Origin of the sequence: Aromatoleum evansii (assembly GCF_012910805.1) — a bacterium.
In the GTDB taxonomy this organism is placed as follows: Bacteria; Pseudomonadota; Gammaproteobacteria; order Burkholderiales; family Rhodocyclaceae; genus Aromatoleum; species Aromatoleum evansii.
Genome location: NZ_WTVK01000005.1, coordinates 15,836 through 37,492 on the forward strand (window position 1 = coordinate 15,836; position 21,657 = coordinate 37,492).

Annotated in this window: 13 protein-coding genes; 7 read left to right on the forward strand and 6 right to left on the reverse strand. The window is 61.9% G+C overall.

The genetic code is table 11. The features are described 5' to 3' along the window. Window positions 1–88: 88 nt before the first annotated feature. On the reverse strand, window positions 89–2,545 hold the full coding sequence (locus tag GO615_RS03380) for a UvrD-helicase domain-containing protein (RefSeq protein WP_339380112.1): 2,457 nt from the start codon (window positions 2,543–2,545) through the stop codon (window positions 89–91). Window positions 2,546–3,010: 465 nt separating this feature from the next. On the opposite strand from GO615_RS03380, the gene GO615_RS03385 reads away from it, so the two are divergent. Continuing rightward, the gene (locus GO615_RS03385; protein WP_169125642.1) at window positions 3,011–3,964 is read left to right on the forward strand and encodes a LysR family transcriptional regulator; all 954 of its coding nucleotides are present in this window, start codon (window positions 3,011–3,013) and stop codon (window positions 3,962–3,964) included. Between the two features lie 63 nt (window positions 3,965–4,027). On the opposite strand, the gene GO615_RS03390 is transcribed toward GO615_RS03385, so the two are convergent. The 3 genes from GO615_RS03390 to GO615_RS03400 form a co-directional block, all read right to left on the reverse strand. Then, a complete protein-coding gene (locus tag GO615_RS03390; protein ID WP_169125643.1) occupies window positions 4,028–4,882 on the reverse strand; it encodes an ion transporter in 855 nt (284 codons plus the stop codon). Window positions 4,883–4,895: 13 nt separating this feature from the next. Then, window positions 4,896–5,906, reverse strand: coding sequence for a TerC family protein (locus GO615_RS03395; protein ID WP_169125644.1), 1,011 nt, complete (start codon window positions 5,904–5,906; stop codon window positions 4,896–4,898). 90 nt (window positions 5,907–5,996) lie between these two features. Beyond that, window positions 5,997–6,182 carry a hypothetical protein gene (locus GO615_RS03400; protein ID WP_169125645.1) on the reverse strand — a complete coding sequence of 62 codons (186 nt, stop codon included), beginning with the start codon at window positions 6,180–6,182 and terminating at the stop codon, window positions 5,997–5,999. Window positions 6,183–6,308: 126 nt separating this feature from the next. Here GO615_RS03400 and GO615_RS03405 point away from each other — a divergent pair, with 126 nt between their 5' ends. From GO615_RS03405 to GO615_RS03430, 6 genes are all read left to right on the forward strand, one after another. Next, window positions 6,309–7,211: a LysR family transcriptional regulator gene (locus GO615_RS03405; RefSeq protein WP_169125646.1), complete on the forward strand. Its 903-nt coding sequence runs from the start codon at window positions 6,309–6,311 to the stop codon at window positions 7,209–7,211. Window positions 7,212–7,438: 227 nt separating this feature from the next. After that, window positions 7,439–7,741, forward strand: a complete 303-nt coding sequence (locus GO615_RS03410; protein WP_246262126.1) for a type II toxin-antitoxin system HicA family toxin — start codon at window positions 7,439–7,441, stop codon at window positions 7,739–7,741. Next, window positions 7,738–8,073: a type II toxin-antitoxin system HicB family antitoxin gene (locus tag GO615_RS03415; RefSeq protein ID WP_169125647.1), complete on the forward strand. Its 336-nt coding sequence runs from the start codon at window positions 7,738–7,740 to the stop codon at window positions 8,071–8,073. Before GO615_RS03410 ends, GO615_RS03415 begins: the two co-directional genes overlap by 4 nt. Before the next feature lie 111 nt (window positions 8,074–8,184). Continuing rightward, window positions 8,185–12,048, forward strand: a complete 3,864-nt coding sequence (locus GO615_RS03420) for a DUF3427 domain-containing protein (protein ID WP_169125648.1) — start codon at window positions 8,185–8,187, stop codon at window positions 12,046–12,048. Between the two features lie 733 nt (window positions 12,049–12,781). Beyond that, complete coding sequence (locus GO615_RS03425) at window positions 12,782–17,749, forward strand: hypothetical protein (RefSeq protein ID WP_169125649.1); 4,968 nt, start codon at window positions 12,782–12,784, stop codon at window positions 17,747–17,749. Window positions 17,750–17,798: 49 nt separating this feature from the next. After that, on the forward strand, window positions 17,799–18,560 hold the full coding sequence (locus GO615_RS03430; RefSeq protein WP_169125650.1) for a hypothetical protein: 762 nt from the start codon (window positions 17,799–17,801) through the stop codon (window positions 18,558–18,560). 285 nt (window positions 18,561–18,845) lie between these two features. On the opposite strand, the gene GO615_RS03435 is transcribed toward GO615_RS03430, so the two are convergent. Next, window positions 18,846–19,712 carry a hypothetical protein gene (locus GO615_RS03435; RefSeq protein WP_169125651.1) on the reverse strand — a complete coding sequence of 289 codons (867 nt, stop codon included), beginning with the start codon at window positions 19,710–19,712 and terminating at the stop codon, window positions 18,846–18,848. After that, on the reverse strand, window positions 19,709–21,367 hold the full coding sequence (locus GO615_RS03440; protein ID WP_169125652.1) for an AAA family ATPase: 1,659 nt from the start codon (window positions 21,365–21,367) through the stop codon (window positions 19,709–19,711). Before GO615_RS03440 ends, GO615_RS03435 begins: the two co-directional genes overlap by 4 nt. Window positions 21,368–21,657 lie beyond the last annotated feature (290 nt).

The window sequence follows — 21,657 nt, forward strand, 5'->3', positions numbered from 1 at the left end:
ATCGTTACGCAGGCCAAAAAATCAATCTGCGTCATGGACTTGCGGCGTGCCTGATCAGCTCAATGGACGCTGCATCTGCCGTGGGCAATCAAGGACGAATGCACTCGATCTCCGGCAGCACCAGCTCCCAGGATCGGCAGCGCACGTCCTGTTCGTCGTCTCTGGCATGACGCACGAGCATCACCGCAACCCGTACTGCACCGATCTCGCCCTGCGGCAGCCGGAACTTCGACGACATACGCCCGACCGCCACACCTGCCGCATCGGTGAGCTCCCACCCCGCCTTTCCATCGCTCCGCGGCCGCAGCGCCAGCGGACTCCCCACATCGAGCGCCGCCAGCGCACGATGAATCGGCGCCGAGGACGCGAACTTCCCCGGCCAGGAAAGGTAGACCTTTTCCGGATCCGCGCACCAGGTGCGATGCGCGACACCCGGCTCGGGCGGGCGTGCCTCCGGACGCGAGCGCAGCGCCAACCCGTCCAGATCCCGCACGAAGGGATGCTGTCCGCCGACCGCCTCGCATAAGGTCAACGACCGCCGCGCCCGCGTCATCGCGACGTAGAACAGCCGCCGCTCGTCGTCGCCACGGCCCTGCCAGCCACCGCCGTCGAGGATCAGCACGTGGTCGAATTCCAGGCCCTTCGCGCGGTGCGCGGTCATCAGCACGAGCGGCGCGTTGGGGCGGGCGTCGGCGACGGGTTTGCCGATCGCGCCAAACTCGTACAGCGCTTCGACGAGATCGTTGACGACGAGCTGGCGGCCCGGCGCGGTGGATTTGGCGTCGACGATGAACTGCGCGAGTGCAGCGCGCTGGGGGTGGTCGACGAGGCCGTCGGGCGACGTGTGGAAGCGACGACGGAACCAGCGCGACAGGACGCCGGTGCGGATCAGCACACGGCGACGCTGGGCACCACGGCGCAGGCCGCGCAGCAGCGTCGCAAGGGCGTCGCCTTCGCGCGTCTGGTGCAGGCTGACGCTTGCGCCGTCGCGCAGCAGCTGCACGGGGATGCCGCGCAGGCGGGCGAGCGCGGCCATGGGTTCGAGGTCTTCCCAGCGGCGGGCGATGACGACGAAGCGGCCCCATTGTCCGGCGGCGCCGTCCTGCGCGATCAGGGCGTGCAGGCGCTGCAGTTCGTCGAGCGCGACCTGCACTTCCTGCAGCGGGTTGCGCGGAACTTCGAGCACATGCACGCGCCCCTCGCCGAGCGGGTCGAGCGCCGCCTGCTCGCCGCCGTCGGGCTGGTCGCGCCGCGCGTGGTTCACGCGGATCGCCTGCCCGGCCTTCATCCGCTCGCGGGCGCGCTCGATGACGCGGTTGGCCGCATGGATGATGTGTTTCGTGGAACGGTAGTTCTCGACCAAGGCATAGCGGCGCGCGGCGTAGTCGGTTTCGAACTGGCGGATGAAACGCACGCTCGCGCCGTCGAAGGCGTAGATGTTCTGGTCGTCGTCGCCGACCACCATCAGCGAGACGCGATCTTCCTCGGTCTGCAGCGTACGGCCGGCGACCGCACTGACGAGTTCGTAGTGGTCGCCGTTGATGTCCTGGTATTCGTCGACGAGCAGGAAGCGCAGGCCGGCGAGCAGGCGGTCGCGCACGATGGAGGGGCCGACGCTTGTTTCCGTCCCCTCGCTGGCATCCTGTTCGGCGGCGCGCAGGCAGCGGGTGGCCTGGCGGATGACTTCGCCGAAATCGAGCGCCTCGCCGCGCTCGATGGCGACGGCGTAGCTCGTGCCGGTGATGCGCATCGCCAGGCCATGCAGCGTCTGCACGGTAACGCCGGCCGCGTCCGCGCCCACCAGCGCCCACAGGCGGCGGCGGATCTCGTTGGCCGCGGAGCGGTTGTACGCGAGCACCATGATCGCCTCGGGCAGCACCATGCATTCGCGCAACAGCCACGAGACGCGGTGCACGATGACTTTCGTCTTGCCCGCGCCGGGGCCGGCGAGCACGAGGTGGTTGCCGTCGAGCGGCGCGGCGACGATGGACTGCTGAACGGGATCGGCGAGGTCGGTGAGGATGCGCCGGTGCGCGGCCTCGGTGGTCGCCATCTCCAGCACGTCCTTGCGCCCGGCGAAGTAGCGGCGCACGAATTCGGCGCGGTCGAGGCTGAAGTAGTCGACGATGAAGGCCATCGCCGCCTGGATCTTGCGGATCGCGAGCCGCGCGTACTCGGCCATCACATGCACCTGGACGATCTTGTCCTTGTAGTGCAGCGCGAGCTCGGCGTAGTCGGATTTCCTGAACTGGCGGCGGCGCGCCTCGGCGTTGAGCTCGATGCTCATCGCGGAGCGGAACACGGCCTTGCCGCGTGCCAGATGCAGGACTTCGTTGGCGTCGAGGTAGAGCAGCGCCGCGGACAGGGCCGTGTCCCATTTCTCGCTGCCGACGTCGGCGAGCGTGGTGTCGACCTGCAGCGCGGCTTCGAGCTCGCCCTGCTTGGCGGTGACGAGCAGGGTGTTGCCCTGGCGGCGGCGCTGGAATTCCTGCACCAGCGCGCGACGCGCATGCGCCGTTCGCGGATGGTCTCGATGTCCTGCCACGGGCGCAGCAGCTTGAATCGAGATCCGGCCGGAACACGCCCAGCTCGCGCAGGGCCATGCGGTCCTGGCGAGCGGTTTCGATGTCGAGACACAGGCACCGCGCGCGGGGCGCGGCGGGCGAAGCGGCCATGCAGGGCGGTCGGGAGAAATGGAGTCGTCCCCGATTCTATCCGGATGCGGGCTCTTGCCCCCCTGCATATGACGACGCGGGCCAACGCCGCACGAGGCGGGTTGGCCCGGACCGATTCATCGCACGCCGGTGGGCGCAGCGTCCGGCAGGCAGCATTCCGGTAGGAAGGCCGGGCCGAGGCATCCTGGCGAGATGTCGCCGGAAGCCCGTCGCTCGTGGCGGCGGGGGGATGCGTCGGCTGCGGATGGGTCCATTAGACCCGCCGGGCGACGATCTGGAAAATACAGAATCACGATCATTCCATCTGTTTTTCAGATCGCACTACAATCCACCACATGGAACTGCGCCAGCTGCGTTACGTCCTCGCGATCGCCCGCTGCGGCAGCCTGTCGAAGGCTGCCGAGCAGGTGTTCGTCGCGCAGTCGGCGCTGAGCCACCAGCTCGCCCAGCTCGAGGAAGAGCTGGGGACGCCGCTGTTCCACCGCTCGCGGCGCGGCGTGGAGCCAACCGAAGCGGGGCGCATCTTTCTCGCCCATGCGACGGCGATCCTGCGGCAGGTCGAGGACGCGCGCGTCGCGGTGCAGACGGCGCGCGGCGAGCCTACGGGCAAGGTGGTGTTCGGCATCCCGCACAGCATCTCTGCCGCGCTCGCGCTGCCGTTGCTGCAGGCGGTGCGCGAGCGCCTGCCGAAAGTCGAACTGGAGCTGACCGAGGAGCTCACCGGCAACCTCGTGCCCCAGCTGCGCAGCGGCCAACTCCACCTCGCGGTGCTCTTCGACGACGGCCTGATCGGGGAATTCACGCAGCAGCCCTTGCTCGACGAGCGCCTGATGCTGATCTCCCCCGCGCAGGCGCCCGACCGGCCGCACCGAAAAACCGTGCCGCTTGCCGCCGCGCTGGCGCTGCCGCTGATCCTTCCCGCGCCACCTCATGGCGTAAGGCCCATCATCGAACAGGCCGCACGGGAACATGGCCTGCCGCCTCCAAACGTCGTTGCGGACATCAGTTCGATCAGCATCCTGCGCACCAGCCTGCTCGCCGGTCTCGGCCATACGCTGCTGCCCCCGATGCCGCTGCGCCACGAGCTGGACACCGGGCTGCTGAAAGGCTGCGAGGTGACCCGCCCGACGCTCAGCCGGCGTGTCGTGCTGTGCGCATCGCGCCACCTCCCCTTGTCCGTGGCAGCCGACGCGGTGGCTGCGCTCGTTGCCCCCTTGTGCCGGGAACTCGCGCATTCGGGACGATGGCAGGGTGCGACGCCGGTAGTCAGCCCGGATCAGGTGTCTTGACCGTCATGAACGGCAGCATTCAAGCATCCGGTCACTGAAGTGACGCTCGGCAGCGGAAGGAGGTCATGTCGATCGTCTGGCAGCCTCCGGTTCGATTCCTGACGGGTGTTCCAGCGGGCGCGTCGCCCGAAGATCACGGCGCAATGCGGCGATCTCGACTCGCAGCTGCGCGAGCTCGTCGCCGGCAGCGGAGGCGGAGGCGGACTCGCCCGCATGCTCGTTCTGGATCGCATTGACGATGACTGCGATGAACAGGTTGAGCAGCGTAAAGGTCGAGGAGAGGATGAAGACGAGGAAGAAGATCCACGCCAGCGGATACACCTCCATCACCGGTCGGACGATGCCCATCGCCCAGCTTTCCAAGGTCATGACCTGGAAGAGCGTGAAGGCACTGCTGGCGAGCGAGCCGAACCAATCCGGGAAAGCAGCCCCGAACAACTTGGTAGCGATCACTGCGGCGACATAAAAGATGATGCCGATGATGGCGCTGACCGAGCCAAGCCCCGGCAAGGCTGAAAACAGGCCGCCGACAACGCGTTTCATGCTCGGCACCAGCGTAAGCAGGCGCAATACGCGCAGCACGCGCAAGGCGCGCAGGACGGCGAGCGGTCCCGAGGCCGGAATCAGCGCGATGGCGACGACGGTGAAATCGAACACGCTCCATGGGTCGCGGAAGAACGCAAGGCGATGCACGGCCACGCGGAGCGCGATTTCGACCACGAAAACGAACAGGATGGCGCGATCGGCGGCATGCAGCCAGGTTCCCCAATCGGTCATCAGCTGCGGGCTCGTTTCCAAGCCGAGAAGGGCCGCATTGACGAGGATCAGCCCGATCAGGCTGCGCTGCACCGTGGCACTCTCGAGCCAGGCCCCGGCGCGCTGGCGCCAGGGCAAAGGGGCCTTGAGGACGAGTTCCATGATCGTTTCCCGATCAGTTGCTTGAGTCGTTCAGCACGTGCCGGGTACTTGCCGGCTCGCACCTGTTCCGGCGCAGCGAGAGCACGATCGAAGTCGCGATGATCGTGGCCACGACGCCGAGCGAGACGGCCACCGGGATCTTGATCAGGTCGATCAACAGCATCTTGACGCCGATGAACATCAGCACGATCGCCAGGCCGTACTTGAGCAGCGAGAAGCGGTCCGCCATGTCGGCGAGCAGGAAGTACATCGCGCGCAGCCCGAGGATGGCAAAGACGTTGGACGTGAGCACGATGAATGGATCGGTGGTGATGGCGAAGATCGCGGGAATCGAATCGACGGCAAAGATCAGGTCCGACAGCTCCACGAGAATGAGGACCAGGAACAAGGGGGTCGCGTAACGGACGGCCCGGGTCACGCCGTCGATGGTCTCCTCGCGCATGACGAAGAAGCGCTCGCCCTCGAGTCTTTCCGTGATCTTGAGGTGCCCCTTGAGCCAGTTGATCACCGGATTCCTTGCCAGGTCCGGCTTCTCGTCGGCGAACCACCACATCTTGATGCCGGTCACCAGCAGGAAGGCACCGAAAACGTAGAGCAGCCAGTGGAACTGGGCGATCAGCCAGACGCCGGCAAAGACCATGACGGTGCGCATGACGATGGCGCCGAGGATACCGAAGAGCAGGACGCGCTTCTGGAGTTCGAGTGGCACCGCGAAGAAGCCGAACAGCATCAGCCAGACGAAGACGTTGTCGATCGCCAAGGATTTCTCGATCAGGTAGCCGGTAATGAACTCAAGCGACTTGGCGTTGGCGACCTCACGCCCGGCGGCGCCGTCGAGGTAGAACCACAACGCACCGGCAAAGGCCAGCGAGACACCGACCCAGATGCCCGACCAGGTCGCGGCTTCCTTGAAAGACACACGATGCTGCTTGCCGCCGCCGACTACAAACAGGTCGATTGCCAGCATGACCAGGACGATGGCGAAAAACGCCGTCCAGAGCCAGGGGGTGCCGATGCTTTCCATAATGGTTGCTCTTTCGCGTCAGTGTTCGTTGAATCGATATCAGGCAAAGGCGGAGGCCGGGGCCAACTGCCAGCGCCGCAGCTCTTCTCCTCAAGCGGCCAAACGGGACGGTTCCGGCGCACATGCGCCGGCCGTGCGGTCATCGGCTGTTCCGGCCAGTCGCTCGTGCGCATAGGCACACGCCAGAACGAGCGGAAGGCCATGTTCTTCTGCGACTTTTTCCACCACGACGGCGGGTATTTCGCAAAAAGCGAAGCAGTCATCGAGGGTGATCATTTTTTGTCTCCAGATTTGGTGTCGGCGGGAAATCCGTGCCCGACGGAGCGAACTCTAGGCGGACAGACGTATCGAATAAATGGATTAATATAGATATGTCTCTTCCAAAAAAATGGAAATATCACTGTGCACCCCGCCGACCTTAACTTTCGTCATCTGATGTATTTCTGGATGGTTGCCAAAGAAGGCAGCATTACGCGGGCAGCCGAGCGCTTGGGCTTGTCGGTGCAAACGATCAGTACGCAGTTGGGGCAACTGGAGCGGCAGCTCGGCTATGCACTGCTGGCCCCGCAAGGCCGCTCGCTGACCCTCACCGACGCCGGCCGGACCGCGCTGGGGTACGCCGAGCAGATTTTTCACCTGGGTGCCGAGCTGCGCCGCGGCCTTGCCGAAACCCGAACGGCGAGGCCGCATCTGACGGTCGGAGTGACAGACGGAATCCCGAAACTGCTCGCCTTCCGGCTACTGGCCGATGTCGTGCGAGCGCCGCTGTCCGTGCGGCTGGAATGTCGCGAAGGCGATTTCGACAACTTGCTGGGCGAGCTGGCCTTGAATCGCCTGGATCTGGTGATCGCGGACCGATCGGCGCCACAGCTCGCCAATCTCAAGCTGCATTCACATCTGTTGGCGACGCAAGGAATCGATCTTTATGGGACCGAAGACTTCCATCGGGTCTATGCCGCAGGTTTTCCAGGAAGCATCAATGGCGCGCCCATCCTCCTGCCAATACGCGGCGATCCCTTGCGCCCTGCGATCGATGCCTGGTTCGAAGCCCGGGATTTGCGGCCGGAGGTCGTGGGCGAATTCAGCGACAGCGCCTTGTTGAAAACTTTTGGTCGGGCGGGCGTCGGGTTGTTTCCCGCACCCGCCGGCATGAGCGAAGAGATTGCGGCGCAATATCGCGCCCGACCGATCGGAAAGCTGCAGGGCGTGAGCGAGACCTGGTACGCGATTTCGACGCAACGAAGAATTCAGCATCCAGCGATCAGCGCCATTGTGGCGGCCGGACAGAGCAGCTTGCCGACATGATCTGGCCGGCTCGTTCCTGCACGACGTGGGCAAGATCGGGATCCCGGATGCGATCCCACGAAAAGAAAAAAGGGCCATCCGGAGATGGCCTAAGTCCTTGAAATATTGGCGCGCCCGAGACGACGAGCATGGGCACTGGGTCGAAGTGGCGGAATTGCCTGCCCGCTTGCCCTTACCAACGATGCTCGCGGTCGAGGGCCCGATCCAGACGGGCCGAAGCAATCCGGATGAAGAAGGCCGCTTGCCTTGGTTCCATTTTTCGATACCATAAACAAATGAATGCTACGCACCGCAAGACCCTGATCGCCATTTTCACGGACCCGGTTTCCAAGTCGCTGGAATGGCGGCGCATTGAGGCGTTGCTGGTGGCGATTGGTTGTCAGGTAATCGAGGGTAACGGCTCGCGGGTACGGTTCGAGAAGGACGGCATCATCGGCACCTTCCACCGCCCCCACCCGGAGAAGGAAGCGAAGCCCTATCAGGTGCGCGATGCGCGCCAATTTCTGGAGAATCTTGGGGTGAAACCATGAACACGATGACGCACAAGGGCTATGCGGCTCGCGTGGAATACAGCGAGGAAGACGGCTGCTTCGTCGGACACATCGCCGGCATCCGGGACGTGATCGGCTTTCACGGCGAAAGCGTTGCAGAACTGCGGGCCGCGTTCGAGGAAGCCGTCGATGACTACCTCGAAACCTGCGAGAAGCTGAACCGGGAACCGAACCATCCGTATTCCGGGCAGTTTCGCTTGCGGCTGTCGCCGGAGTTGCACGCCCGCGCCGCGATGGCGGCGGAAACGAAAGGCAAGAGCCTGAACGCTTGGGTTACTGATGCAATTGAAAGGAGTATTGCCGCCGCATGACGGTTTCAGGCAATCCGGGCCGAGCCGAAGCAGGCTGAAGCCGGTCAGAGTCGGTTGCGCTCCGCGCCTGGTACGCTATGCGAAGTTTATGCATAACAGCCAGCACCTTGCATGTCCGATTCCATCGACTACTACGACCGGAACGCCGATCGCTTCTTCACGGAAACCGTCGATGTCGACATGACATCGCTGTATGGGCGCTTTCTGGCAACCATTCCGAAAGACGGTCTCATTCTGGATGCTGGCTGCGGATCGGGCCGTGATGCGAAAGCCTTCACCGACCGTGGCTACCGCGTCGCCGCCTTCGACGCATCGGCGGAGTTGGCGCGTCGTGCAAGCGCCTATGCCGGCCAACCCGTCGCCGTACGTGATTTTGCAGAGATCACCGAGACGGCGTGCTACGACGGCATCTGGGCATGCGCGAGCTTGCTCCACTTGCGCGAGGCAGCCCTTGCAGACGCCATCGCTCGTCTGTGGCGCACACTCAAGAGCGGCGGCGTGTTCTACCTCAGCTTCAAACTCGGCGACGGCGAACGCATTCAGGACGGCCGCCACTTCACCGACGCCACTGATGCTCGCCTACGCAGCTGGGTCGACTCGCTTCCCGATCTCGACGCGATCGAAACATGGATCACGTCGGATCAACGCCCCGGCCGCAACGAACAATGGCTCAACGCGCTCGTCCGACACAAGCACTGCGGCCACGAGAAACTTGTCACCGGGGGTGAGCATCCCTTCCTGCCCCACCTGTGCGATGCGATTACCCAAGCCGACGAAATCGACATGGCCGTCGCCTTCATCAAGGTCACGGGCCTACGCCTGCTGCTACCCGATCTCCACGACGCGGTCAGTGCCGAAGCCGCGCCCTCCAGGAGACCGGCGCGCCTGCGAATCGTCACGAGCGATTATCTCGATCTCACCGATCCGGAAGCCCTCCGGCTCCTGATGTTGCTACAGGAGCAGGGCGCGCAGGTCCGCGTGTTCGAGGCTACGAGCTGCAGCTTTCACATGAAGGCCTATTTGTTTGCCCATTTCACGGATAACGGACAGCACGGAGGAGGCCTGCGTGGCACCGCTTTCATTGGTTCCAGCAACATCAGCCGGCAGGCGCTGAAGAACGGCCTCGAATGGAATTACCGCGTCGACTACCCCGGTGATAACGGATTTCTCGAAGCACGCGCGCGCTTCGAGGCCTTGTTCCACGACCCACGCACCATCGAACTCGACGACGCGTGGATCGACCGCTACGAAGCGCGGCGCATCCCGCCTCCACGCGCTATCGCCCCGGGGAGCACGGAGACCGAGCCCCCACCTACGCCCACTCCAGTGCAGCTCGAAGCCCTCGAAGCGCTCGCCGGCACGCGTCGTGAAGGCTACCGCCGTGGCCTCGTCGTGCTCGCCACGGGCCTGGGCAAAACCTGGCTCGCTGCCTTCGATGCGCACGCCTTCGGCGCGCGCCGCGTGCTGTTCGTCGCACACCGCGAGGAGATCCTCAATCAGGCGGCAGAAACCTTCCTGCGCATGCGGCCCAATGCGCGCATCGGCTTCTACAGGGGACAAACCCGGGACAGTCAGGTCGACGTGCTGTGCGCCTCGGTGCAGACGCTCAGCCGGGCAGCCCACCTGGAACGTTTCGCCGCACATCATTTCGATTACATCGTCATCGACGAGTTTCACCACGCGGCAGCCGCCACCTACCGACGCCTGCTCAACTACTTCGCCCCGCGGTTCCTGCTCGGACTGACCGCAACGCCCGATCGCAGCGACCAGTCGGACATCCTCTCGCTGTGTGACGACAATCTCATCTTCACCTGCAATCTGTTCGCGGGTATCGCCGCCGCGCTGCTCGTGCCGTTCCACTATTACGGCATTCACGACACCTCCGTCGATTATCGCGAAATTCCGTGGCGCAACGGCCGCTTCGATCCCGAGCAGCTCGCCAACAAACTCGCCACCCTGGCACGGGCCCGACACGCGCTGAAACAGTGGCGCGATCGCGCACAGCAGCGCACTTTGGCCTTCTGCGCGTCCATCCGCCATGCGGAATACATGGCAGAGCAATTCGGCCGCGCCGGCGTGGCGGCCGCAGCCGTGTACGCCGGCTCGCACATCAGCCGTGCCGATGCGCTCGGTCGACTCGCCGATCGAAGCCTGCAGGTCATCTTCGCGGTCGACCTCTTCAACGAAGGTGTCGACCTGCCGGAGATCGACACTGTGATGATGCTGCGCCCGACCGAATCCAAGATCTTGTTCCTGCAGCAACTCGGCCGCGGCTTACGCAAAGCCGACGGCAAGGACAAGCTCGTCGTGCTCGATTTCATCGGCAACCATCACAGCTTCCTGCATAAACCGCAGGCACTCCTGGGAGTTGGCGCAAGTTACCGGCAACTCGCCGAGTTCGCCCGCAAGGTGGAGCAGGGGCGGCTAGCACTGCCTGATGGCTGTTTCGTCAATTACGACCTCGCGCTCATCGATTTCCTCAAATCGCTCGACACCGATGGGGTCGCAAAGGAATTTGAGGCCCTGCGCAATGGCCTGGGAAGACGACCGACGCTGGCCGAGTTCTATCGCGCGGGGGCAAACGTCGCGGGGATGCGCAGACAATACGGCAGCTGGTTCGAGTTCATCGCCACGATGGGCGAGCTCGCAGCGCACGAGGCGGACGCCGCGACCGCGCACCGCGAATTCCTCCGCGAAGTCGAAACGACAGCGATGACGAAGAGCTTCAAGATGGTGCTCCTCGAAGCGCTGCAGGAACTCGGCGGCTGGCGCACGCCCCCCGCTCTCACTGAACTCGCATCGCGGTCCTGGCAAGTGCTGCAACGTCGCAGGCCGCTGCTGAGCGATCTCTCCGACGCCGTGCGCGCGGTGGGTGACGGCACTGCCGAATCCTGGCAGCGTTACTGGCGCGACAATCCCGTGAACGCCTGGGTCGGCGTCAAGCAGTCCGCAGGCTCGGCCACGTTCTTCCACGTTCGGGAACAACGCTTCGAACCGACCTTCGCAGTCATGCCGGAACACCACGACGTCTTCAGTGCGTTCGTTCAGGAACTCGTCGACTATCGACTCGCTGCGTATGAAGTACGACGCATCACTAACACTGGCGGGACCAACGTCATCCCATTCAAGCGCGAGCGGCCGGAGCGCACCGAACTGGCATATTTTCCCAACCTTCGCATCGCCTGCGGCCACTTCAGGACCGGCACGACGGATTCCGAAGAGCACCGCAGCCTCGGCAGCGGCTATGGTCGCCTGGACCCCGGACGTCATTTCATCGCCCGCGCGTCGGGCAACTCGATGAACGGCGGCAAGAATCCGATCCGAGATGGCGACTACCTGCTGCTGGAGCTCATCACGCCAGGCAACGCGGGCTCGATCACCGGCACCATCATGGCAATCGAAAGGCAGGACGAGGCAGGAGACAATCAATACCTGCTGCGCGTCGTATCGAAAATGTCCGACGGGACCTATGTCCTGAAGGCCAACAATCCCGACTACGATGACCTCGTCGCCACCGACAACATGCGCACACTGGCTCGCTTAAAGGCCGTCATCGACCCGCTGGAACTCGCAATCGGCGAAGCGTTCATGCGGGAAGACATCCCCGCGCTATTCGGGGAGACATTCAACCCGGGCAACTGGAACAGTGGGCACGTTGTGCTCGACGACGGTGCCACGCATGTCTTGCTCGTCACCCTGAACAAGCAGGGGAAGGCCGAGGATCATCGCTACCTCGATCACTGGATCGACGATCACAGCTTCCACTGGCAGAGCCAAAATTCAACAACGCCAGAGAGCAAGCGCGGCCGTGAACTCGTCGAACAGCGTCAGCGTAGCATCGTGATTCACCTGTTCGTACGCGACACGAAGCTCGCAGCAGGAAAAGCCGCACCATTCGTGTATCACGGCCCGGTCAGCTACCGCAGTCATAGCGGCAGCGCGCCCATGAGTGTGATCTTCGACGTTGTCCGCTGAGCGCAACCTGATAAGGGCTGGGCGGTATTGAGCGCCCATGAATAATGAGTTCGGGACGACACACTAAGTGCCCAGATTCGTCCGGCCCGGAGATATGAAAAAAGCCCTGATTTCATAGGGAAATCAGGGCTTTTCGATATCTGGCGCGCCCGAGGCCTTCGGAGGGAACCCAATAACATTGATGCTATATGTACAAATTTTGGCCATACAGGTCTCTTTAGTGGAAAAACAACGCTTTCCAGCACATCCAAGAATGGTGGCATGATCGACTCCATTCCAATATTCATCGCACTAAGCCATGTCGCACCTACTGGCTGCCCGCCAAACCCCAGACGTACGAACGACCTCTGCCCTCCCGCAGGGGTGGGGGCCGGCGCTTCGATGGGCAGAGGCTGGAGATTGCACTCCCTCTCTCCTGCTACTGGTGCACGCGTGCCGGATGCGCGAACATCCTCGGTGGTTCGGATCCGCCATCGCCGTTCTGGGGCGCCCACACTCACTTGAGCTCCTCCGTCTCTGGCAGCACGACGCACCCGAGCTTCACGCTCTTGCCGAACTCGCCGAGTACCTTACCACTCCGTCCGGCTCCTGGCTGCTGAACGAATATCCTCCCCTTTCGCCTGCGATCCCCGCCTCGAAGCACTTCCCCGGCAAGTTGTCCTGGGCGTACATGATCGCGCTGTTGACTCAGCGCGCCCCGATCGTCACCTCTCGGAGGGTTGGAAATGAGGCAATGGAACGCTGGTTCGAGCGGTTCCAGTTGTGGCTACTCGCGCACAGCGTGGTCCGATGCGTCGCAGGTCATCCACTAGACCGCCATATCCGGACGGCCGCCCAGTTCCTTAGGCTCGCGTCTGCCGACAATCCAAGATGGTTGGCGTTTGTGGAGCGGCTAGTCGCCGCGCTTCCCTCGCAGTTCGTGTCGATCAACCAGTATGTTGTTCGCCAAGCCCAACACATGCTGGCCAACCCCGAGGAGACCGAGCGAACCGAGCTCTCCGCATTGGGCAAGGTCGGCTCATGCGAAATCGGGGAAATTCAACTCGAAGCAGACGCCGATTGGAACCTGCCTGACTTTCCCGGCTGGCAGCCCGTATCTGATCCCAAAGCTTGTCCTGCCGAACCGCCACGCTGGCTCATCGATGACGATCTGCAACTTTCTGCGGTGCTTCTTGAGCCTCAACCGAACACCGATGGCACCGTTCAAGAAACGCTTCTGGGCTGCGATGCCGACCCCGAGGAAAACCTCACGCGGCAGCTCGGCAGCGCACACACGGTTCTGCTCCTCGGACGCGAGGAAGCACAGTTTCTGCCGTGGTCCTGGCAGCAGATGCTCCCGCATGAATACGCTGCTGTCGGATCCTGGATTAACGAGGCTTCCGTGGATGCGCCGACCAAGCCTCAACGCCTCCTTGCAGTACTGGTATGGCTTGCGATCACGACGCACCGCTCGCTCGAGCAGACGTTGGATATTCCGATAAGCGACAACGCCGCAGAAGACTGGGTATTGAGCGGCGCCTGCACCGACTTGCGACGGCGGCCCCCGCGGCCACGATCCGGATGGCGGGCGCAACCAACACACGCGGAACTCCTGGCGAGTCCCTGCTCGGAGCTCAAGATTTCCCTGCCCGACTGGGCAACATCGACACTTCAGGCACACACCGGTGCAGCTGCTCCTTCCGGGACGCTCAGACAGTACTGGCCTACAAACTGGGCCTCCGCCACGTCCTTGTTCCGGGATGCTGCCCGGGAAGCCGGGTTCAGCCGCGTCATGCCTTCGATGCTCGGGAGGTGGCTTCCAACCACGCTCTTCGCGGGGGGCAACGACGCGTTGTTCGCGGCAATGGCCTGCTCGCGTCCGAACAGCGGCCTACCTGGAGCAACCGCCTACCCCTCCTGGAGTGCTGGGTCAGTAGTCGACGCGTACGCAAGATGCGGCGTCGAACTGAGGACTGATTGCGAACCGGAATCGAACGCGCTCGGCAGTCACCTCAGTCCCATCGACGTCGCGCTGCGCCAGCAACTCCACAGTGCCGGCGCGAAACTGCGAGGTAGAGTCGCAGGGGGCATCTCGTTTGCCCTAAAGCATAATGCCTTTGCGTGCCACCTTGTCCTGCTGCTCCTTGCAGCAACCGGCAGCAGACCCGTCACCGACCCCTTCGAGTCGATCAGCCACTTCGACCTCGACAGGGGTCGTGTCTTCATTGCGGACAAACTCGCGGGCGTAAATCGCATGGGGCGACTCGTCCCGCTACCGACGTCAGTGACGAACTACATCAGGGAGACTTACCTCCCCTACCTGGAACGGCTCGCAGAAAACCTAAAGGCAACCCGACCGTGGCTGGCAGAGCAGATACGTGCGACGCAATCGCTGCACGCACCCCGCACCATGCCTTTCTTCTTCCTGCTGAGGGAAGACGTGTCGGATTGGGTCTCCCTTTCGGAAAAGGCCATCGAGCTGGAGATCGGCGAGACGTTTGCGCTGCCACTGAACTGCTTCCGGCATCGCTACTCGCAGCGCTTGCGGCACAATGGCGCCGACCCTGAACTCATCGACTCACTGCTCGGACACGCATACGCGGGCTGTGTCACCCACGGAGATCATTCCTTACGGACGTGGGAACTCGACGTGCAACAGCTGCGCCCGGCGATCGAGGGGTTATTCGCGGATCTGGACGTTCAATGGCCCGAGCCGCCGAGCATAGACGCGGAAGCGCTGCCCCTCCGACCTTCGGCCCATTCCGGCGGTGCGATCCGAAACTTCGGGCTCGCTGCTCGCGAGGAAGCGCAGCGTCAGCGTCAAACCATCGGGCGGCGCCAGGCGCGGCAAGTGATGGAGAAGCATCTTCGCGGGCGCGAACTCCATCAACTTGATGACGAAGAGATAAACTCGCTCGAGCGGGAACTGCTGTTTATGCCGGGCGGACTTCCTCACGCACTCGGCGGTCTGCGCTACCGGTTCTACCTTCGAGTGGCCCAGCGCGTGGCGCGCCGAAAAAGCGTTCATCTGAAGCGCCGCCGCGTCTACGTTCCGCTGAACGAAGAGGTTCCGTTCTTTCGCGAATCAGCTGTCTGGGCTCAACAAGGGCGCGACATGCTGCGAGAGGGTCTGCCGCGACTACGGCGTTTCAAGCCCCCCGCCAAAGCGAGCGTTGCAGATGCCGCGCTGATGTGCGCATTGCACCTGGCAGTCGAGAGTCGCCTTTCGAACCCGAAAATCCTGTGGGCTTTGGAGCGCCCCGGCGCGACAAGGCTGATCTTCCATCAGCGTCGTTACTGGCTGGAATTCCTTCCAAACGTCACGGTGGATGAGGCGGAGGACGAGCCCCGGTCAGATCGCGCACCCACGGGAGCTCCAACGATACGACTACCGATGTCGCGTTCCGCTGCGACTTATTTCTCGCGCCTTAGGGCGAAGAAGGGGCGCCACCAATCGGACAACGCGCTCCTGGAGCGAATTTCCGATTTGCTGATTGATGCCGGCGCTCGTCACGAGGGCTACAACACGCGGGACATTGTTGCCGCGTTCACCGAGGTGACCGACCAAGCCAACGCTATCGAGCTCCCGGGCGCACTCGCCGCGTTCCTCGCAGGTCGTGTCGCTTCCTATAGTCTCGGTTGGCATGACCTCGTCCGCGTGGACACAGGCAAATTCCTCGCACTACCGTGCGAAGGCGAGGACGAGACCTGGCATGACTTGGCGATGGTCGAACGGGAAGCCAAGGTCGCCCCCACCGACAGACCGGCCCTGCAACAGCGTGTGCACGCATTCTTTCGTGCACTGAGGGAACATCTCGAGGCCTCCGACACCGGACCACGTACCCACGCACGGCGCGACCTGGTCGGCAAACTCCGGTGGGAACTCAAGCGTTGCAGCCCTGATCTGCCATCGGCCATACGGATCGCGGGGGCCTGGGTTGCACATCTTGCCGCAACGGTTTCCAAGCTCTCCAGCGTCAGGCGTTACTTCAATACGCTCTCCGGAGCAATCGAAGACGTGTGGTACGACGAGGAGCTCGTCGGCGCCGACGAGGAGGAACTCACCGAGTTGTACAGGCAGATCCTCGAAGTGCGCACCGACCGTGACCTGTCGATCGTCGGCAAGCAACTCCACCGCTTTCACGCCTTCGCACGCGAGCATTTTGCCTTGGTGGAGCCATATTGGGACGAATTGCCAATACCCCCCAGAGGTGCTCAGGTATCCGCCGGCTACATCCGCGAAACGGATTATGTTCGTGCACTTGCGCTGCTTTCCAAGAGAGCCCTTCCAGCCGGGGAGCAATGCATTGCGTGCAGTATCCTGATTCTGTGCTATCGCTTCGGGCTTCGGGCTGGCGAGGCTTTTGCACTGCAGCGGGAGGATTGGGTCGAGTTGGGCGCAGAAACCTATATTGCCGTCCGCAACAATCGTCACCGCAAACTGAAAACACAGGCATCCAGGCGGCTCGTTCCCCTCCTCTTCGACCTGACGGAGCCGGAGCGTACCTCCATAAAGCAGGCACTCGCGACTAGCGAGGCGGATGCCGGCGACACCGCTGCGGCGCCCCTCCTCGGAGCGGCCTCAGTGTCCGGTGCCCGCCGTCGAGTGATTCACCGCGAAATCATTCGCGCCCTGCGGCAAGCCACCACTAGCCCAAGCACGACCCTGCACCATGCCAGGCACACGTTTGCCATGCGGGTTCTCGACGGCCTGCTCTCAGGCTATCCGTCGTACCGGTCGGTCCTGCCGGATCCATCGCCGCACGCCATCGCACACCACCTCCTGGGAGCGCCAGGTTCTACTCGACGTACCTTATGGGCACTCGCCCGCATCCTGGGCCACGCCGGGCCTTCAACCACTTTGACGAGTTACATCCACGTCCTGGATCGTTGGGCCGAATCGTTCGCCGATCCCGCCGTTCGCCGTCCCGTGAAGCACCGGATGCTCGCCTGCGACGATCTCGACAGCCTTCCCCGGCAGCGCGGCAGCCTACACACTCCGGAAGCGCCAACGCCGCGCAGTCCAGGTTGCCGGGATCTCCTTCGACTGCTAAGGCTGTTGGCGCGTGGCACCCCATGGCAAGCGGCGTCCCGTCACCTCGATTTGGAGGAGTCGGGCTGCGCTCGCATTTACCAAGCGCTATTGTGCATTTCGAGACACCACAGCACCCCGAAAATCAGCAATGAGGAGGCGGCCCGACTTCTGCTCGGTGCCGTCACGGAGGAGCAGTGGAAAGCGTTGTTGTCCTGTGCCGAGCGGATCGACGCCCTCTGCCCTGCCTGGCCGTCCGATCTGGAGGCGCCGACCTCCGCCAGCGTCGCATCGCTCATAAGCCGCCAACGCCAAGTCTTGCTCGCGAAGCCGGCCCATTTTGTGTGGATGCGCCTGTTCCTCGACGCGGCGACCATCGACGGCTCGCACTACGAACTCACGGCCACCGCCCCCGAACATCCCAACCTCCGCGAGTACGCGAAGGAACAGCAGTTCACTATCAGACCCCGCACGGACGTGACCAAGGGTGGCAACCCATTTCAGATCGATCCGCTCACGCTTGACGACGGATTCAGCACGGTCAGCCACCGCTGCGCTCTGATCTTCAAGGAGAACCGAAGTTTCGCGATCCGAAACCGGATTGGATTCGCTCTCCTGCTGCTCTGTTGGGCGGAAGGGGGCGCTAAAACAGCGGGAAAATCGCCTTTTAAGAGCGCACATTCGAGTTGAGGAGGTGTAACACTCTGGACATCGAACGACCGGTGTGAGGCCAGACTCCATGGAAAACCAGAATCAGTATTTTGTTATCGTCGCAGAGTCGCCCTACCCAATCGCATTGTTGGACAGCGAGCTCGCAATCCAGTGGGATGCAATGCCGGCGGGGATCTCGGACGTCTGCAGCGACCTCCGAGATCTACTCGTCGCCTTGGGCGCGGTTGACCAGCACGAATCTTGGGTACCATTCCTAAAGCTCGACAAATCGATTGGCTACCCTGCAAAAAAAATTCGTCTGCAAAACGGCGCCAGCACGAGATGTACTCAGGCCATCGCGGCGTACGCCAGAGGGATCAGAGGGGAAGAGAGCACTTCGCTATATCTCGAGCCTGATCTTGAGCCCGCCCAGGCCGACATGGCCCTTATCGAAGACGCAGTACTTAGAACGCAAAAATCATGTGGTGGAGATTTACTCGCCGTTCCCCTGAACCTATCGTCGGGCGGCAACGATGTGTGCCAGATATCGGGAAAAATCGCCAAGTTTCGGAAACTTCCACCGGTTCCGCAATCCGATCTCAAGCAGATCATTGCTTACGTCGACGAACCGTCGATGAAAAATCATCGGTTAATGGCGAGACCCCTGGACGGCTCTAGTGCGATGTCACTGAACATCGATACACGGAAATTCTTCGACCGGATCTGCGCCGCAATGAACGGGCCCTGTCCGTGCATCTTGACTGTTCAGGAGCAGCTCGACGGCAACGAAAAACTTGCGCACGTCGTCGTCGACCTCGAACTTCATAGAGGCTTCGACAGACTGACTTAGCGGCCGGCGACATGAACGAACCGAAACTTTATCGTATCGTGGATGGCAAAGACGTTCACACGCCGACTTCGACGAGGACCACGATAGATCGTGCCCGCCTGCGGACGCCAGCTCCTCGGTCTTTGCGGACAACTTGCGCAAGACTTGCATAAGTTGAGGCGGTAATGACGCATAAGTAGGGGGGGAGGGGGGGGGGTACCCACCAGCTGCCGTTTGTCGGCCAAAGCCGTCGTCCATCGTTCTTGCACGATTGGGCTGGCTTCGCTCTCAGAGCGGACTCTCAAGTTAGCCGAGCGGGCTATCTGGAACCCGGCCGGGCATCGAAAGCCTTTCAGCCAACCAAGTCAGCACGATTGGATCTAGCAGGCCGGAAACGAAGATTGAGTTCCAGTTATTCTTACCCTTGTGCAAGTCGTCCAGGGCGTCACGCTCCTCTTCGAGCAGGGCCTGAACCTGGTCTTGCGTCGCGATGTTTTCGGCAAGAGCACGCACCACCCGACTGGGTTTGCGAAACAGCGAACTCCATCGATCAGCCAAGTACCGTACAACGGCTGTCCTTTGAATAATTGACCGGAAGTGGAAGTTGATTGCCGAATGCTGAGGATGCGTGTTCGAAATCATCAGCACGACAGAGACCCTCGGCACCTCGCCCAAGTCCTCGAAACGAGCGCTCACCAGTCGCTCACCGAGACAGTCATCGAAGTACGGGTGCAAGACACGCTCGCCCGGGTTGGCACCCAGTAGCGTCTCCTTGCGTTTGCTGTTGCACTTGCAAGCAGGAACCAAGTTCTTTGAAAAGACGGAGAAAATTGGAAATCCGTTCTTCGGCAGGTAGTGATCCAGCGTCCCGCTATGCATCGACCCACACATTGGGCACACCAAGTGTTCTGTAGACTCCCGCATCTTGGTGATGTGTTCCAAATCTGTCGGAGGGGACGCGTAGTGTCCCTTCAGGAAGGCTGCCGCAGTTGCTGAGATTGGCTGATTATGTACAAGCGTCGGTGCGCCGTTGACGGCCATATACTGATCGTAGCTTGCTTGGACCGTTCCGACCAAAGGCTGAAGCTGCGGATAGCTGCCTAGCCGATTGTTCTTCGACAGTTTGTCAAACGCAGCCGAGTCATCGTACGCGGGCAACTGCACTTTGTTCATGGGCGCCCTTTGCCCTCAATTGCCGCGCGAAGTCCATTCAACATCTCTAACGAAAGTTCGTCCTTGTATTCCTCATAGATCTGTGGCCAAGGAGCCCCCTTCGCAGTCAATCTTCGCTCGACTTCTCCGGCCAACTTTGACGGCTCATCCTCCCCGAACACGAAGTAGGAAATCGCACCCACTTCAGCGCCAAAGGTTCGCAACTTCGGTTGCTGCGCTTGCACCAAGCTCTCGCTGTCCACGCTCAATACTGTAACCTGCTCGCGGAATACCTCGCGCACGAAGTACACCGAGTGTGTTGCGATAATGGCCGCGGACCCGGTCGCCTCTAGCAGACCGTCCAAGAGCGAAACGAACCTATTGATGAAGTTCGGGTGAAGGTGCGTTTCTGGCTCATCAAGCAGTAGCAGTGAGCCGTTCTCAATATGCAAGCTGACCTGAGCTGCAAACTTGAGAAACGAAATCTCTCCGCTGCTCAGGGGGTAGCCCTTGCCGTCCACTACGCGCACAGGCTCCTTCTTGACGTCGATCGAAGCGAAGCGCTCTAGGACACGTTGCTCTGCTCCCTTGGGTAGCTTGGCCAGCGGCACGTAGGCGCCCAATGTTGAGCGAGTCGGAAGATGAAGTTCGTCCGCCTTGGTAATGGCACTGAGCGCTTCGGTGAATATTTCCCACCGCGACTTTGACGCAACCATTTGCCTAGATCTGGCAACCTGCACGATCAGGTCGGATAAATAGTCATTTCGGCGCGATCGGCGCGACCGATTCATCGAGTACCGCCGGTACCAAATTCTCGGCCACTTTCTCTTGTCCGTTGGGAAAACTGATTCGGCCTCGTTCGTTGGCGCAAAAGCGAGCAGCCGGTTTATCAGCGGTCGCCCGCCATCGGTCCCGTCCGTGAGGGCTGCTGTTCCGTCGATGGCAGCGCGTGCAATGCGGCCTAGTGTCTGGCTCTTGCCAACACCGTTCTTCCCAATGACAACGGCGATACGCTTCGGCAGGTCAGCGGAATGGTCGAAGCTGAATCTGAGATCGTGCTCGTTCTGTCGCCCCGGCAACTGAAACCGAATTGCCAACGTCGGTGACAAGATGCCCGTCTGCTCGCTTGAAAGCCCTCGTAGTAGCGGGCCTGCGTTTTTGTATGCGAAGTAGGAGTCTGTGCTTCGCATAAAGGACAGTGAGAACACCTCCGATTGGACTGCCAGATCAAGAATGTCCGCGGTCGACTCAAATTCGTTCAAGGTCACTAGGTCGTTTAACGCGGTTAGCACTTCCGTTGCGTCGCTAGCATCGAGTATTTGGACGAGTCTCCGATAAGCCTCCATGTCTGGCAGCATCGTGAAGAAGCGGTGGTCGGGCGTTGCTGTGACCGTTAGCTCACCCAGGGGCGAGATCAACTGCTTCAGTAAATCCTTGCCGTTCTGTTCTGTATCCGAATTTATGAACCCGATGAAGCCGCTTGCATCAACAAGCTCTCTAGCCGAACGCATGCGAATCCGGTAGCTAACACGCGTGTGATGGCCGAAGTCGTTCCATCCGTCTGACGACGGCACGACGAGGATGGTATCCGGCGGCAAGTCCATTTCCAGCGCCTCACGCCGCCCAAAGAGGACACGTAAGCGAGGGGGGCCACTCTCGGTCGATTGCTTCTGCACTATTGTCTTTTCCTAGATACCTACTTAGGCACTACTCGCAAATCGATCGCGTAACGACCATCAACGACCTAGCGCCCACATGATCATGGCCCGTACCCGCGCTGGTAAGCGGGGATGAAGAACGCCCCCCTTTATAAGCTCGCTAACCGAGCCTAATTGAAGATCACCAGCGCTCACGCATTTCCCAAGGAGTGTGCGACGCAGGTGCGAGCCGCAATGTGTGCTGCCGAGCAGCCGATGTCTCACCCAGGCGGAATTATGCCACTTGTCGTGCAGTCGACATCTCACTT